Annotated in this window: 10 protein-coding genes; 3 read left to right on the forward strand and 7 right to left on the reverse strand. The window is 60.6% G+C overall.

Annotated elements, in window-relative coordinates; genetic code table 11:
• Positions 1 to 451: 451 nt before the first annotated feature.
• The 5 genes from R3P93_RS24625 to R3P93_RS13315 all read right to left on the reverse strand — a co-directional run bounded on the left by R3P93_RS24625 (position 452) and on the right by R3P93_RS13315 (position 11,673).
• The gene (locus R3P93_RS24625) at positions 452 to 1,120 is read right to left on the reverse strand and encodes an 8-oxoguanine DNA glycosylase OGG fold protein (RefSeq protein WP_372581501.1); all 669 of its coding nucleotides are present in this window, start codon (positions 1,118 to 1,120) and stop codon (positions 452 to 454) included.
• Between the two features lie 281 nt (positions 1,121 to 1,401).
• Positions 1,402 to 4,224 carry an ATP-binding protein gene (locus R3P93_RS13300; protein ID WP_317533204.1) on the reverse strand — a complete coding sequence of 941 codons (2,823 nt, stop codon included), beginning with the start codon at positions 4,222 to 4,224 and terminating at the stop codon, positions 1,402 to 1,404.
• A gap of 10 nt (positions 4,225 to 4,234) precedes the next feature.
• The gene (locus R3P93_RS13305) at positions 4,235 to 6,886 is read right to left on the reverse strand and encodes a DUF1156 domain-containing protein (protein ID WP_317533205.1); all 2,652 of its coding nucleotides are present in this window, start codon (positions 6,884 to 6,886) and stop codon (positions 4,235 to 4,237) included.
• Entirely contained in the window at positions 6,883 to 10,299 is a 3,417-nt protein-coding gene (locus tag R3P93_RS13310; RefSeq protein ID WP_317533206.1) for a helicase-related protein, read from the reverse strand. The genes R3P93_RS13305 and R3P93_RS13310 overlap by 4 nt, the downstream gene beginning before the upstream one ends.
• 870 nt (positions 10,300 to 11,169) lie before the next feature.
• Positions 11,170 to 11,673, reverse strand: a complete 504-nt coding sequence (locus R3P93_RS13315; protein WP_317533207.1) for a hypothetical protein — start codon at positions 11,671 to 11,673, stop codon at positions 11,170 to 11,172.
• Positions 11,674 to 11,951: 278 nt separating this feature from the next.
• On the opposite strand from R3P93_RS13315, the gene R3P93_RS13320 reads away from it, so the two are divergent.
• Positions 11,952 to 13,352, forward strand: coding sequence for an IS1380 family transposase (locus tag R3P93_RS13320; protein WP_296774159.1), 1,401 nt, complete (start codon positions 11,952 to 11,954; stop codon positions 13,350 to 13,352).
• A 97-nt stretch (positions 13,353 to 13,449) separates the two neighbouring features.
• Here the strand turns inward: R3P93_RS13320 and R3P93_RS13325 are convergent, their stop codons facing one another.
• Positions 13,450 to 14,031 carry a TRAFAC clade GTPase domain-containing protein gene (locus tag R3P93_RS13325; RefSeq protein ID WP_317533208.1) on the reverse strand — a complete coding sequence of 194 codons (582 nt, stop codon included), beginning with the start codon at positions 14,029 to 14,031 and terminating at the stop codon, positions 13,450 to 13,452.
• Between the two features lie 91 nt (positions 14,032 to 14,122).
• A complete protein-coding gene (locus R3P93_RS13330) occupies positions 14,123 to 14,464 on the reverse strand; it encodes a hypothetical protein (protein WP_317533209.1) in 342 nt (113 codons plus the stop codon).
• A 312-nt stretch (positions 14,465 to 14,776) separates the two neighbouring features.
• Here R3P93_RS13330 and R3P93_RS13335 point away from each other — a divergent pair, with 312 nt between their 5' ends.
• Together R3P93_RS13335 and R3P93_RS13340 are read left to right on the forward strand one after the other, a co-directional pair.
• On the forward strand, positions 14,777 to 15,073 hold the full coding sequence (locus tag R3P93_RS13335; RefSeq protein ID WP_317533210.1) for a hypothetical protein: 297 nt from the start codon (positions 14,777 to 14,779) through the stop codon (positions 15,071 to 15,073).
• Entirely contained in the window at positions 15,070 to 16,785 is a 1,716-nt protein-coding gene (locus tag R3P93_RS13340; RefSeq protein WP_317533211.1) for an alpha/beta hydrolase, read from the forward strand. Before R3P93_RS13335 ends, R3P93_RS13340 begins: the two co-directional genes overlap by 4 nt.
• The last annotated feature ends 10 nt before the right edge of the window (positions 16,786 to 16,795 follow it).

A 16,795-nucleotide genomic window follows, 5' to 3' on the forward strand; every position in this document is an offset into this window, starting at 1 on the left:
GCTGACCGACACTCTGATTTAAGAAAAGGGGTGTTGATGTGGTGTTTTGCGGGAGACGCTGCGGGAAAGAGAGTTCTCGTGGGTAACCGCGCATGAATGGGGACTGACTACAGCGCGGGGATACGGGGCCGATCTTCATCGAGATTTCGGGTATTGAGACGTGGGGACGAGGACACGAGCCACGTCGGCGGTCGGCAGGCTCCGAGTGCGTGAACCGCATATTGCGCAGCATTTCGGACAACAGTGCAAGTCGACGGGCTTCTCGAACCCTCGCCGAGGCTGTCGGCATCGGCCCGGCACCATTGCAGAAGACTGTATTCGGGGCGAGGAACACGATCGATTGAGATTTACACGAGTTGACGGAATATCTGTTATCGGTACCCATTATTACTGCCGAAATTATTGAGCTGGAGCCTCCGAAGAGTTCGTGGCCCTGACGATAGCGGATTCGTCATCTGCCGAACAGCGCCCGCTCGACTACGTCAGCATCGGTACCGGCCTCACTTGCCCAGTCCGCGGCCAAATCCAGATAGCGCGAGTACATCTCGGCCGGTCCATCGACTTTCCAGGTGTCGTTCGTCCACTTATTGAGTGCGGCAACAACGTTGCTGTCATAGATTAGTGGCCGTCCGAGGAGAGGTTTGGTGTCGTATCCACCGAAGTAGAGCAACTTGGTGAAGAAGCCCGCCGCGAGGTAGCGCACTTTGAAGCGTCCGCCGCCGCCCAGTGCTCGGTAGGCGCTCACCGGTCCCTCACGTTGAGCGAGATCCAGCCCTTTGGCCAGTTTGTCAGCCACACCTGCTTCGTGCATAGGCCTCAAGGCCCGGATGAGCGTCTGACCAGGACTGGTACCCCAGGCGATGCATGCGACGTGTAGCTGAGCTACAGCCCAGGAAGACCCTCCGTGGGCTGCTCTCTCGGCGATAGCGAAGACGTCGCGGCGAGCAATCAGTCGGTACTTCCCCTCGCCGACGGCGAGGTCATCCAGCTCGGCCGGCCACATTCGCGGGTCGGGCAACTTCGAACGAAGATCTACTGGATCGAATCGAATTGTCTGCGACAGAACCCAATCCCGTCCTGGAGCTGGACTGGACGAGAAGAGGCTGGTCGGTACACCCATGACTGCACGTTACAGCCGATCGGATTCTGACCCATTCACCGCGTCGGGCCGAGCCCGATCAACCCCGCATGTGCACTAGTCAGCAACCGGGCCGCTCACACCTCCGGAGGTCTGATAGCTGTTTTGAGAGAACAAGCTCCTTGGCCCTTCATCTCGCCCCAACTCACTGACAATCGTAAAGAGCAGCCCGGTACGGAGCGCCAGAGTACGAGGACAGGACTGGTCGGCTGGACACTATCGGGCGCGCCCGAGACGGCCAAACCTGCTCACAAGTTGCAGGTTCAGTCCTCCGTAAAGCTGTGCTCGACGCCCAGTTGCCGCAATCCCTCGGCCACGACAAGGTTAAGCGTGTTGCGGGAGATCCCAGCTGGGTTTCGAGCGCGGATCTCGACATCGACAGCGAGTTCAGCACCACCGGAGGCGAGTGGCATTACAGCGACCTTCACGACATCTCGTATTTTATCTGCCGGAACCCCGGAGATGGAGATTGTGATTGAGTTCGGGTCGGTGCTGCCAGGCCGCGAGTTTGGTTCGGGTGCCGAGACAGGGCTCGAATTAGACGGGGTCTCGTCCTGCGCGCCTGGGGCTGGTTCGCCTTTGGTTGTGCCATCCCCGTTGGCCGCACTGGTGATGTTGGGCTGCCTCGCTTGAATGCGAAGAGCGATGGCAGCGGCGCGGACGAGCCAGGTGCCGGGCTGAAACTGCACTTCGGATGGATCGACGGCTGTTCCGTGGCGGAGCACCGCGTCGGGCGCGTCCCACATAGCCCCGGAAGCAAGTCCAAACGTTCCGTTAGCAACGCCTTGGATGAGACAGCGTCGGAGGACATCATGGTCGGCGAGCTTGGGTAACCGAGGGAGTCGGTAGAAATAACCAAGCAGCCGATCAAGCTCGACCGCTTGCTCTCCGGGAGCGATCACTCCAAAGCGTTCGGTCAGAAGCGCGGCCGGAGCGAGCGTGGAGTCGAGGTACCTGTCGTTGTTCTTGAGGTGCTCAAGGATGCGTCCGGGAATTGTGGCAGACGCTCTTGTAGGCCCGAGGTCAACCGTGTCGACGCGTGAAACACTGCCGCCGTCACCGCCGAGCAGAATCAAGTGCCGATAAGCCATTGTGATCTGCTGAGGGAGTCGTTCCTCTGCGGAGACCAAGCGCTCGGCGAGCTGGCCTCTCTGCTCCTGGTTAAACCTCTTGAGCCGGGCCTGATCTCGCGTGATGTCTCGCATTGCTGCGAGACTCCGAGCGGTTTGCCGAGCCTTGGCAATGCCAGCGCGATCCCCCGCGATGAGGACAATGGCGTTCTTGTTGGTCCTCGCGGATCCGCCACGATTATTTAGGATAATGCTGGCTCGGGCAACGGTGTCCGGGCCGTGTTCGGGTCCGATAGTGAGGTCCGGGGTCAGAACTCCGATCGTCAGACGTGGTTCGTCGGCGAGATCGCTCGATTCGGTGACGCTGGTTTCGACTCGGAATGGCTCAGTCTGCGGGGCTACCTTGATCGTTGCCTCTCGAAGTAACTCGATCAGACGGTCGTCCCCGATCGCCCCCTCACGCTCGACTATCACTTTGTTCAAGTTTGGCTCGGTTGTGAAACGGTAACGGCCGGCTTCGTAGCGCATGTACCAAAGCGAACCCGATAAGGCATCGCGCACATCGTCCAGGACACCGCGGGACAACCCAGGGTTTGGCCTTCCAACCCCGATGAGCATCTGTGGCGCTGAGGCACCGACCACCTTGTCTGCACCGAAGCTATTGAGGAACGCTGTGGTGGCCAGAGCGACAGCAATGTTGTACTTCTCGACCTCCCCGCCGCGGCGGCGGTCCTCTTCGGCAGCCTTTGATTCCCTGCGGATTATGTCTGCGTTGAGTGCGGCCTTAAACGACTCCCCCGCGAAGCGAATTACTTCGGCCCGCACACCGGCATCGGCTAGCGGCATGTCACCTGCGTGAATAAGCGGACTTTGCTGGTTTCGCTGAGCGAGCGCTTTGACGGTGTGGGCGAGCGTGCGCAGGGCACCACGCGTGCGCTGAAACCCCGACAGTGACCCCCAACGATTGGTCAAGATGTCGATAAGTTCAGGGTGAAATGGGTAGGCGTGTTCGATCCGATCTCGGTATGCCGGGTCGCGAAATTGCTGCGGGAGTGCGTCTCCCATTTGCTCGTACCATGCTCCATACGCATCCGCGACGGCTCGCCGCTCGGATTGGTCGCCTACCGTCTCAAAAAGGCGTGTGTGCAAGATAGGAAAGATGTCGTCGCCTTCGACTGGGGTAACGATGTTCTCTGTACGGCCGACAACCTTGGACAGTCGTTCCTGCATTTCCTCCCCGGCGAGAGTTGCGTAGTCCTCCAGTCGTGACGACGTCAGGGTCGCGATGATTGCGACGCCCGGTACGTTCGATACCGCGGTGCAGAGCTCTTTGATAATTGTCAGCGTAGTAGCAGCGAGATTTCCGTCCTGAGCGCGCATCTCAAGCGCCTTATTCAGGTATTCGAGCGTCTCGTCGAGCAAAATCAAGCACGGTGCCGCATCGGTCAGAAGGTTGACCATCTCGACAGTCGATGTGCCGCGGAGCCCTTCGTCTTTGGCCCGAATCTTCTCGTACAGAGTGGCTCCGCCGAGACGCCAGGCAAGATGACCCAGGAATGAATGCAGCGTGGTTCCGTCAGGCATCGTTTCTGGGTCGACCGTCATTGCCGACCCATCGAGAACTGCTACGCGCGCTCTCGGCAGTTCTCCACTCTTAAGTTCGGAGGCGAGTTCCCGGCCGAATTTCGTGGCTCCCACCTTGTCTGGCGAGCCAAACAAATGGTACGCGGCGAGGAGGGTGTGGGTTTTTCCACCACCGAAGTCCGTCTGCATCCGAAACACGGCTGCCGCTGTGTCGTCGCCCCCGAGCCTGTTGCCGACCTCCACCAATGCTGCCCGAAGATTGTTCGTCAGGTAGGTTTTGCGGGCGAATAATTCAGGGTCGAGATAGTCTTTCGGCCCTTTCCCATTAGCGACGAGTCCAAGATCAGCTGCGAACAGGGACTCGTCGAAGGATCCGTCGCGTATGTCGCGGTGCGGCTTTGCAATCTCTATCCATGGCTTCAATTTGTTCATGAGGAGATCCCTACCGAGTGTCGAATAGCGTGAGTTCTGCGAGGGCGGCTCCGACGTGACGGCCGGATGCTTGGGCGAGCTGATCCCGGCTTCCTGTCAGTCCAAGCAGCATCGTGCGTTCCCGGTTTCCGTCGGGAAGTGATTCGGCGATCGCCGTGGCCGCGGCCCAAAACCCGGGCTCGGTGCCCATGGCAGACGCGCCGAGCAGCTGTTCGAGTTCGTTGCGTCGGCCGGCATCATGCAGCTGGACGGCAATATGCATCACGTCGATAGGCGACGGTACTGCCCCGACCTTGACGTTCTTGCGTTCGTGGGGGCCGAGCAGCTTGAAACTGTCACCTGTCTTAGCAATAAGGCCGCCTGGCCGAGCCAGGTGAGTGAGATCAATGTCGAAAGCTCGACCTAGCTTGTATGCCTCGTCCGCAGGGATCGGCTCACCGTCGTATGCCCATCGCCATGTGAGGTACATCAACGATCGGGCGTCGAGCACTGAGACATTTTCACCGCCGAGCAGTCGGCGGATAGCGTGGTGGGCGACTGACTGCCTCGCTAGAACCATGAGTTCGTCGACGTCGACTTCTTCGCCAGATAGGCGAACTACCCGTGTGTATTGTGCGAAAACCTCGAATGCTGGTCCGATGGCAGATATGAAATAGTCGGCACCGACGAGCTGCATTTCCTCGAAGGTTGCGAGCCTGTTCGCGATGCGGGCTTCTAGCTCTCGGACAACATCGTCGTAGAATCCTTCGCCCGCAGCGGTGGAGACGCGACACACGAGAACAACAGATGAACCAAGCACCGCGCTAACTTGCGCAGTTGGCCGCGATTCACGCTCAGACCGCATTGGCCACGAAGTCGTCACGACCAGGCCTGCCGCGCGGAGTGCGCGAAGAAGGCTCTCCCATGCCTCGACGTCGGTGTGGGCGAAGACCAGGGTCACCAGGCCATCGGGCTTGACGACGCGAGCTATCTCGTTCAGTGCCCGCTGCAGGCGGGCCTCGAACTCGTTGTGTGATATGTACTCCGCGGACTTTTTGTCTGCACGGTTCTCGATGATCTCAGCGTTTTTCGGCGTCAGCGGTGTACGAAACAGTTCGGGGTACAGGTGGCCGATGCTGCGTTTGAGCCAGACGTAGAAGAAATCCGACAGATCGCCGTACTGGAATGCGTCGTAGTACGGGGGGTCTACAACTACTGCGTCAAAGTATCCGTCTGGATAGTCGATCGCTTGTGCATTACCGCGTTGGACGGTCGCTGGCTGCGCGTCAACGTTGCACAGGTGTTGCAATACGCGCCGAATCCAGTCGACCGAACCTTCCCATGAACCTGATACGCCAGCAAACGGATCGACCTCCGTGTAATCCCACGCCATCCGAATGGACTGTTGGGGGAATGTGTCCCGAATGAACTCACCGCTCGCCGCCCAGGTACAAAATGAGGAATTGTAATCGGCGACCTTGTCTAACGCGAAAGCCAGATAAGTGGACACCGCGCGAGCTCGACCGGGTTCCATACCCGCAGCGAGCATTTCGTGGCTTGCCTCACGCACGAGCCGCGCTAGGGTGCCGAGAACCAGCAGTTGGCGGCTGTTGAAAAGACCGCACCAAGTGTCGATGCCGTAGACCAGATTGGCGTATCGTCGATATTGCGATTTGACCATACTTTCGTCTGGCACAGCGCTGGTGCCGTCTTCGGTATCAGGCAAATCTGCGAGCACTGATTCTGCCTCCGCAACCGATCGCAACTCTTCCTCCGCAGGCTCACGATAGGTTCGCTCGCTTCCTGCGACGTCCATGACGGCATAGAGACGGGCACCGAAGCCGATGTTTTTGGCGTAGAGGCGGACCTCTTTGGCCGGTGCGGTCGTGCCGCAGGCGGGACAGGTTACTGAGCTTGCCTTCGTTGTCCCTTCCGTCCAGTCTGATCCATCTGTCGGTTTACCTGCAGCGACCGTGATTGCGATGGTGTCGCCACTGACGGTGAGGTCGACACGCACCGTCCGACGGCCTGAGTCCGCGAGCTTGCGTGACTTGAGGAGCGGTATTTCTCGGCCGCAAGCGCCGTCCGGGCATCGCATGGTTCTGCACCAGAAATAGATTGCCGGACGACCCTTGCCTGGCTTGGGAAAATGCGGAGCGAGTTCGGTCTCCGCGCGGCTTGAGATCCATTCGGACCAGTGGTTCAGATCATCGATCAGGCGGTAGCCGCCACCCTCTCCTTGCTCCCGGTATCGGAGTGGATAGTCCAAGGTTGCGAGCTGTATGAGGTGCGCGACAGGGTTAATGTCCAATGCGTGAACTTCGCAGCCAAGACGACTTGCTTCAAGCGGGATTGCGCCACCACCAGCGAAGCAATCGAGGACGCGAGGGGGGCGTTCTGGCCACGCGGAGCGAAGTTCCTTCCGGAGCATTTCGCCACCCTTTTTGGAGTGCTCGAACGCTGCTGCCCCTCCGACCTTCGTCAACAAGTCTCGCCGTTCGGGTTCGTTGTCCGGATCCGGCATGAGCGAACCGAATACGACGGTGCGGCTCATCGATAGCGGCCGCCTAGCCCACCACAGATGAAGCGTTGAGATGTGGCCGTGCCGGAGCGATTTCTCTTTCGCCGATTCTCTATTTACCTGCACGAGGGGAAGTTCCGCCTCGATCAACACGCGTTTCATAATTGATCCTCTGACGCGTCGATTATGGGTTGGGGGGCAACCTCGTAACGGACGTCAAGGTTGCTGGACCAAGCGTTAGCAAGGGCCCGTGAAGGATTCTGTACACGGTAGAGACGGGGTTTGGACGACGCACAATCTAGGACCACGTACAGCCAATAGTCGTCGCCTAGTTCGATAGCTTTGGCGAACTCAGACCAGGTCAGCTCAACAGCACCGACTCCTGCTCTGCCTTTGACCTCGATACACCGTCTTTCGATACCTTTGAGGGACAGTAGGTCGAAGCCGACGTTGTCGGCCTCGACGGATTTTACTATGTCCGCGTCGCGACTTTCTGTCTCAAATCGGGTGGCTTCATTGATCGCTATTGTTTCGATTTCGCTGTTGGAATGTTTGGTTTCAGGGAATGCTGGGTGGGATCGGTCGTCGGAGTCTTCCTGTCCTGGGAGAACAAGAGCGGTAGCAAGGATGCGGACAGGACCGCGTTTTACGTTCCGGCCCCGCTGGGTCTCGGCAAGTCGCCGGTTACGTTTTTCCTCGACCTGCGCTTTTCCGAGTTCCGACTTGCGGAGTCGCCCCTCCGCACCGGGGGCACTCTGTTCGACTTCGGCATCCAGGTCGAACAGCGTTTCTTGGTGGCGCTGAAGGATTGCGGCGAACGACCGGCGTAGGTAGTCCTCTTGAATGGCAGAGACCTTGATGCGATCGTCGCGGGCCTGTTGGAAGTGGCGCTCGAATTCGTGGCGGCGCGCCCAGGCGGTGATCGCGTCGGTTTCGGATAGCGCCACCTCGGCGGTGGTCCTCTCAGTGTCCATCGTGAGAAGGTCGTACAGAAACAATTTCACGGAAGAAAGACTCCCGCCTACGGGCTGCATGACCGTCGAAAATGCACGGTGAACAACCTCACCGTTTCCATCGACGCTGTCACCGACAACAAAATATACGATGGCTGGCTCGTCTGCATCTGGCGTAACGAAACGCGCGCCTCGTTCCACATCTTCATGGGTGCTGTCGATGATCGCTGTGATCATCGAGTCGAACAGCGGATGCCCGGGACCGCACAGTTCGGCCTCAGGCATCGCCCGATCTTCGTCCGTTGTGCGTTGGCGCAAGGCAACTGCCTTATCGAAGGTGAGACGTTCGTAGCTGGGGAACACCTCACGTGTAGCACCTGTGAGCCGTGAACGCGCGACGAGGTGGTCTGGTGTGCGTTTCACTCGGAGCGTTCCCCGATCGAGCCGATCGGAGATCGTGCCCCCAAGATATTCGATTGCGTCTCGAAAGAAACGCTCAAGATATCCGGGAGGAAGACGCTTCTCCTCGGCGCGCGCGGCCCGGTCGGCCTCGGCTTGCCAGTCCAGATGGTGTGTGGCGAGCGCATTTTCGGTGAGCGCTCGAAATCTGGCTTCCATTTCAGGGTCGACCAGATCTCCTCCAATCGCCTCGGCCGCAGCCTCCTTGCTAAGTTCGCCGGCAATGACCTGTTCGATCAAGTCTCTGAGGCGGTAGCCATTGAAGGTCTCGCCAATAACGTCGAATACCTCGTCCCCCAGGGCACGACCCATGTTCTCCATTTTGCGTAGAAGCGTTGCGAGAACGTGGCCTTCACGTGTGTTGGTCGCGACGAGGTTGTAAATATGGACGTCTCGCGTCTGTCCGATCCGGTGGATACGACCCATTCGCTGTTCCAGGCGGTTGGGGTTCCATGGGATGTCGTAATTCATCATTAGGTGGCAAAACTGGAGGTTGATTCCCTCTCCAGCTGCCTCCGTAGCAACCATGATCTGCGCTCGCTCGCGGAACTCCCGTTCAGCGGCGATTCGCTCGCGAAGTTTCATTCCCCCATGAATTACCGCGACGGTAAAATTGGGTTGCAGTTTTTCGACGAGGTAGTCGAGGGTGTCCTTGTGTTCGGTAAAGATCAGTAGCTTGGTGGTCTGATCATCGCGAAGCCCCTCGTTCTTCACAACATCGAGAAGCTCGTTTAGCTTTACCTCAGTCCCGCCTTCCTCGGTTTCCTGAGCCTTCACGAGCAGCGGACGTAGCGCTACGAGTTCGTCCTCTAGTTCGGAGATGGTAGCCGGCAGCCATTCTTCGAGCGCTTGTTCTTCAAGCTTCCACAGGTCATCCTCATCTAGGTCGGCGAGCATTTCGGCGTCGTCTGGGTACGCGGTGGCCTTGAAGTCTCGCCGGGTCCGTAGGTAAGCCGCGGGGTCCTCTATAGCACGCTCCAACCTATCTATACGCCGACCGAGCGTTCGTCTAATTGCTCGGACTGATGACGCGAGACGCCGCTGCATGGTGGTGAGCGCGAATCCGGCGGCACTCGCCGCACCTGCCCCGCGGATCTCGGCAAGCTCCTTGGACACAAAGTTGGTCACGGCGTCGTAGAGATCAAGCTCAGCCCCACGGAGTTCATAGCCGACGGTGTGGGGGAAGCGGGGTCTGAACAGCTTGTTCCCCGCCATGTCGACCATTCGCTCTTTGGCGACTTTGCGGTACTGGTTCGGGTTGAGCGATAGACCGTGTTTCGGGCAGCGGTCGCCGTAGGCATCCGGATCCAATAGTCGCAGTAACCCCCAGAGGGACTCATTTCGGCCAGAGTGGGGTGTTGCAGTCAGCAGGATTAAGCGGTGAGCCTTTTCTGCGATCCTCTCGGCGGCCTTATATCGTTCGCTTCTTTTGTTGATAAGTCCCTTGCCATCCACATGAAGGGTATAGCCGTGAGCTTCATCCAGTATTGCCAAGTCCCAGTGCTTCTCTGCCGCGGCGAAAGCATTGATGACCTCCTCCCGTTTCAGAAAGTCGCGCGACACAATGACGAAGTCGTGCAAGTCCCACGCGTTTTGAGTCGGGTTCGAGTCGAGCGTCGACGAATCGAACTGAATACAGTGGATGTCGAACCGCTCGGCCAACTCCCGCTGCCACTGAGGCCGAAGGTTGGCGGGGGTGACGATGAGAACCCGGTCAGCAGCCCGACGCAGCATAAGTTCTTTGATGTACAGACCCGCCATGATGGTCTTGCCGGCACCGGGATCGTCGGCAAGCAAGAACCGCAGCGCCGGTTCCTCAAGGAACGAGCCGTAGACGGCATCGAGCTGGTGCGGAAGCGGCGAGATATTCGACACTGCGAGACCAGCCATGTCGTGCCGAAAGGCGTTTTGGATGCGGAGCGCTTCGACACCGAGCCGGAACTGTCGAGGATTGCCCGTGAACCTAGGCGACGAGGTACTCGATACCAGCTCGATTTCGCCGATTTCCTCCTCTGCCAACGTCACGTCAGCAAGAGATCCATCGGCGTCGCGATACACAAAATCCCAGAAAGAACCCTGCTTGACCTGCACCAACGTCACCACCGTTGCATCGCCAGGAAAGCGAACGCGGGATCCCGGGACCAAATGCTCCTGACCAATCACGCGCGCTTCCTTCCCGCCCGAAAGTGGATTTGACCCACGGCCGTCACCGCATCCTTGGGACGCCCTGCTCGAAAACCGTCGTGGAAACTAAGTTGAGAACCTGGACGCTTACCGAGGACCATGAAACTCCACACTCATGCCGTGACCATACTGGGGACCGTCGTTCTCACTCGAACGACGGTCCGTATGCTGCCCCTGTCGGTAGCCCTAACCCGCACGTTGTCTCTGCACACCAAACGCCAGCAAGGATGAGTCGGTGCCGAACGGGGCGGTCAACGCCCATCTGGAATTTCAGGCGGCTGCACGGTGTGCTGACGCGGCGCGGCACTGACGGCGATCCCTACCACCGCACCGAAGAGAGTTCCGAAGCCTCCACCCGCCGAACACGGTCCCGGCTCTAGCCGCGACTGCTTGATATAAGGGCCGCTTATCGGTCTCGCCCCGCGTCGGCCTGACGTTGACACGAAATTTCCTACATATCATCTGAGGCGGCTTAATCGAAGCGCAGGTCGGCGACGGACGGCGGCGTATCGGCGTCCCACACATGTTCGAAGATTTTTTCGACCAGTGGCCACAGGTGCTGTTCGCCGTCGTACACGGAGTTCACGACGTCAGCCCCGTCACCAAGGACCACGAACTCGTGAGGGATGACTCGTCCCGCTGCGTCTCGTCGCCCCCCCGGGTCCGGAAATCGCACTGCGACCACTTGTCCGCTTCGGCGCCACGCCGCGGGTTCGTCCGGGAGTTCGGCGAATGCACGCTCGTATCCTGGAAGCGGATCGCCCAGGCCTGCATCGAGCAAGAATCGAAATCCCCAGTTCCGGCCCCGAGTCGCCCAGATGAGGTGTGACCGAGACCCCTCTCTCAAAGTCACTTCTGCTTCCTGAGCACGTTCTCGGTCACCGCTTGGTCGAGGTCAATCTTGAACTGCGTGAGCATGGCCCGCAGGTACAGATGCTTCGCGCGCGCGTCCTCGTTCATCTCTTTGAGTTTTGGGCCGACGATCTTGATCGCAGCAGCGAACGCCGCTGGGAGAACCTTGGCCACGAACGCGGCTTGCGCATCGTTCTTGGTGACCATTCGCAGGAGCTTCTCGAATCCTGTGAACTTGACACCAGCCATGGCTGCTGCGATCACGTCCGCCCCGTCAGCGAGCGTGTCAGCCACCTTCCACGGGAGCTTCATCCTCTCCTCCCACAGAACACGGCGCTCCAGCGGCAGAAGTGACGCGATGGGGAGTATCAGGTCAAGGCCGATGCGCTGTTTCAGGTCGATCTCGACCGGCTCTGCGCTGTCCGCCTTGAGTTCGAACTTGGCAGACGAGAGAAGCATGAAGTCTTCGCCGATGGACAGCGCGTCCGGCGTAACAATCATGCCCGCGATTGTCGAGCGAAGCTGCTCGATATCGTCAGCAGCCTTCAGGATGACGAGATCACGGAACGTGTTTACGTTCCAGTCGGGGAACAGATCGGCCTTGGATAGCGAAAGAATCCAGATTCGAGGAAACTCGATCAGCGGCCCGTCATCGCTAACCCCGGTGATTCACGGGGATCTGCGAATTTCCGGGTACTGATACACCGAAGTGCTTCCTGAACAGGGGAAACTGGTTCTTGTCTAAGGATCCGGTTCCTCAAGCAGAAAGCACTCGGTAGGTGAAGCGTACTTCGTGGTCGTCCGGTCTGTCCGTTACTGCTGATGGTGTCGGGGTGATTTCTCACGCAGGGGCCATCGCGCCACGTCTTCTGGCTGATCGGGTCGGGCTCACCGCCGAACTGTCGGAGGCCATGGCTCGCCGGCGGTTCATCCCAATCCATGACCGCGGCCGGGTGCTGATCGACGTGGCGGTGATGCTCGCCGATGGCGGCGAGGCCATCTCCGATATCGGTGTCCTGCGCCATCAATCTGAGGTTCTCGGCCCGGTCGCCTCGGCACCAACGGTGTGGCGGACTCTGGACGAGGTCACGGTCGGTAAGCGCAAGAAGATCCAGGTGGCGCGGGCTCGGGCACGGCGGCACGTGTGGTCCCAGCTGCCCGGAGGTGTCCCAGCGTCGACGTGTGCGGGTCGGGACCTGGGAGCCACGATCGTGCTCGATGTGGACGCCACCATCGTGGTCACGCACAGCGAGAAGGAGCTTGCCGCGCCGACATATAAGCGCTCGTTCGGCTACCACCCGATCGGCGTGTGGTGCGACAACACCACCGAGTTCCTCGCGGCGAGTCTGCGGCCGGGCAATGCCGGGTCGAACACCGCCGCCGACCACATCGACGTCCTGGGCCAGGCGATCGCGCAGATCCCCGCCAGTCATCGGCGTGACCTGCTGATCCGCTCCGACGGGGCCGGCGCATCCCATGACCTGATCGACTGGATGACAGAGCAGAACCGCGTCCGTGGTCGGCGGGTGGAGTATTCGGTCGGCTTCGCCATCAACGCCGGAGTGCGCCGGGCCATCGCGATCGCTCCCGAGGCTGCGTGGGGACCGGCGTTGAACCCGTCCGGGGATATCCGCGACGGGGCTGAGGTTGCCGAACTGACCGGGTTCCTCGCCGCCGGGCTGCTCGCGAAGTGGCCGGATGGGATGCGGGTCATCGTCCGCCGAGAACGGCCCCATCCGGGTGCTCAGTTGTCGATGTTCGAAGAAGCGGACGGGTGGCGCTACCAGGCGTTCGTCACCAACACCGCCACGGGTCAGCTGCAGTTCCTCGAGGCCAGGCATCGGGCTCACGCCCGGGTCGAGGACCGGATACGCCACGCCAAGGACACCGGGCTCGGGCGGCTACCTTCGCGGGAGTTCGCGCTCAACCAGGCCTGGCTGGTGGCGGTGATGATCGCAGCGGACCTCGTGGCCTGGACGCGGATGCTCGCTTGCACCGGCGAGGCCGCAATCCTGGCGTTGTGCGAGCCCAAGGCACTGCGCTACCGCTTCCTGCACGTCGCAGCCCGGCTGGTCCGCAGCGGCCGACGACGCCGGGTGAAGATCCCAGAAACGTGGCCGTGGGCGACCGCCATCGTCGCCGTATTCAACACGATCGCCGCGATTCCCAAACCGGCCTGACCCCACCGCCCACCTTCGACAGCACCCCCCGGAGACCCGCCCACCGGCAGCGCCAGCCGGCACCCTCGCACGCCCACACGCGAAATCGACCCCGCCGTCACCCAACAGCAGCAGTCCTCACGGTCCGTGAATCACCGGGGCTAAGGAGAGGGCCCTTGAGTCGAACCAAGGCCTGGCGGAAGTTGTGAAAGAGGGACTTGAGGTATCGCTCTTCTTCGCCGCGGTGGTCAAGGAGTTTCTGTCCATCCACGAGAAGGAGGGCAACGTCCGAACTGAGCAGGGTCCTGAATGTGTCGATCCGGTGCAGGTTCTCTTCCTCGCTGCTGGGATCGTCCTGGAACCACTCACCCGGGTAGTCATGCCATGCCAGGCGCAACTCATCGAAGGGACGGGACTTTTCCTCATCGCCTTCCCCTGCCTTGAGCTTGACCGAGAAGTCGTATGTGGTGTTCAGAAAGCGGTTTGTCATGGGCGTCTTTGCGCTGTCTCGCATGCCGAGGTAGTACTGGTACAGGCGATTTCCCTGCCCACCCTTGTCGGCGACGAGATCCCATAGGTCGTTCTCATGGGAGCCGTCCTGGGTGCGGCCGTAGAACGATGACACCAGCACAGTCTTGCCCGACCCTGACTCACCAAAGACTGCGATGTTCTGTTGCCGAATTCGCGGATGCTTCGCCATGTCCGGAAACCTATCTCAGCCGTCTGACGCTATCGGTAGGGACGGGTGTACGGCCGGGGCCCGGGGCCAGAATAAGTCGCATAGCCGCGCGTCAAGCCTCATGGGGCAGGTCTACCGGCCGGTGCGGGTTGCGGCTGTGATGCCGTAGCACGGCAGTGATGTTGTCGGCCGGCCAAGCGGGGGACGCTGACGATGGTGTTGCGGACCGTGGCCTACGCCTGCGGACCGTGGCCATCACCTGCGGACCGGTGCCGGTGCGACTCGAGCGCACCGCTTGCTCTCGGTGCCACAGATGATCGGGTACCTGACTACGCGCGGGTTGGTCCGCAGCGACGCCGATTTGCAGGCCTGCGTCGCGTACTTGTTGCCGGACGCTGGTCCACGCGGTGGTGATGTCGTCGAGAGTTGCTTCGATGCCTTTGGATCTCATCATCAAAGTAATGCGGCCGACTTGACGGGCACCAGCCACAGGCCCCACCCGACCGAGTCATCCTCACCCTTGAAGGCAACGATTTCGTGAAAGGTGTCACTAACCCAGCGATACCGCTTACCAGCAGCTGCCGAGCATACGGTGACTGACCGCAACGCCTGCGCCACCTCATCGGGGCTTATGGAGATCCCGAATCTCTATGACCAGCTACACCACCGTTGAATCGGTGCGAGTTCTACCTGGCATCGGCGTGTTAATCTCCTGGCGACATGGCGCTAGTCCGATCGCGCCGATGGATTCGCTGGGGGGCGAGAAGTGGGCGAACTGCTGGCAGTCGATTTGGGGGAGCTTCGAGCGCTCGGCAGAACACTCGCCGATGCGGCGAGCACGATGAACCGAATCTGTGTGACGGCGACGGTCATCATGCCGGGCTCGCCCATTGCCGCGGATTCCGAGCAGAGCACGAGATCCACGGCGGAGGCGTACACACGCATCGCCCTCAACGTCAACGAAATGTCGGCAACGTGTGAGTGGAGCGCGACGAGCTACGAGAACGTGGACGAGGCGTTCAGCTCTCAGTTGCTGCGCTACGAAGCCGGTGCCCCGCGGTGACCACCATCTCGCACGTGCGGGGCTGCCAACCGAGTTCGATGCTGGACTACGCCACGTCTCTACTGGCGTCGAACAGCACGTTCACCGATCAGATCCACCGGATGGACCGTGCGGTCGACGCGGCGATGGACAAGTGGCAGGGGGAGGCGGCAGCAGCCGCGTCGGCGCGCAGTCTGTCGGAAAGCCTGGCCGCCTCGCACATCGACACGGCCGTCATCGCCATCGCCGAAGCGCACTCCTCCCACGGAGGTGTACTCGAGGGCATACGCACGTCCCTGTTGGCCATCGTGGACCTCGAGGCACCCGGCGCAGGTATGACGGTGTCCGACGACGGCATCGTGACGGCCCCGACTGTTCCACTCGGTAGCGATGTAGTTGTCTCGATGCTCCTGCAAAGCCAACTGGACGCGCAGGCCGACGCCCTCGAGGTACGTATCGAGGCACTTCTCGTTCAGTTCGGAGAAGGCGAAATGCAAGCCGCGCAAGCAATTCGAGCGGCGCAACAGCAGCTCGACGCGGCCGGATCGCCCGGGGCTGCAACCATCAGCCCTGCCGTATCGGACATCATTAGCGGCACGACATCGCTGCCGTCGGACCCGGCGCAGTTGCACCAGATGTGGTCCACACTGTCCCCGGCCGACAAGGATGCGCTGTTCGCTCACGACAACTACATCGGCAACCGCGACGGCCTACCCGTCGTCGATCGTGACCACTACAACCGAATCAAACTCGACGACGAGTTGACCCGCGCCGAGGCCTGCGATCCGACCGTGTCGAATCGGCTCATCGACCTGCAGGCCGTTCGGGACACCATCGAGAAAGATCCGAACCGGATGCTCATGCTCCTCGATACTCAGTCGGGTGCGCAGACGCATGCGGCAGTAGCGGTCGGCAACCCGGACACCGCAGATCACATGTCCGTCACCACGCCGGGCTTGAACACCACCGTCGGCGGCGCCATCGGGGCCATGACCCAGGAGGGCGAACAGATGAAGTCGACAGCCGAGGCACAGCTGGACAGGACGGCCGGTCATCAGGGCGAGACGGTGTCGACCATCGCGTGGATCGGTTACGACGCACCACAACTCGACAAAGACGACTACTTCTCCGAGGAGAGCATTGCAGGGGCAATCCAGGTGGCGCAACCATGGAACGCGCAGGCAGCCGCGCCCGACCTGTCGCAGTTCTACAAGGGCATCGACGCGTCGAACTATGACGACGACCCACATCTGACGGCTGTCGGGCATTCGTACGGGTCGTTCACCACCGGGCTCGCGCTGCAAGAGACTCCCGAGGGAATTGTCGATGACGTGATGGTCTACGGGTCCCCCGGCCTGGGCACCGGCCACGACTTCGACAGCAGTCTCGACAAGCTCAACATCGCACCCGGCCACGCGTACGAGATGACCGCGCACAACGACCCCGTCGCGCACATGAACCGTTTCGGCTGGAGTCCCGGTTACATGTCCGAGTTCACCCACCTCGACACCGATGCGACGACCACCGCCGACGGTGTGGTGCGCCAAGGCGCGTCGGGGCACAGCGAGTACCCGAGGTCGGGCGACAACGGCGAATTGCGTACCTCCGGTTACAACACCGCCGTCGTCATCGCTGGTCTGGCCGGTGTGCCCGGCGTGCTCGTCACCGGTGACTCGGCAATCCAGACCGGCGGCATCGATTTATTGAACCAACTCACAGAGCTGGGGCGATGATGCGCGAGAG

It is taken from the genome of Rhodococcus cerastii (genome assembly GCF_033042195.1).
Lineage (GTDB): Bacteria > Actinomycetota > Actinomycetes > Mycobacteriales > Mycobacteriaceae > Rhodococcoides.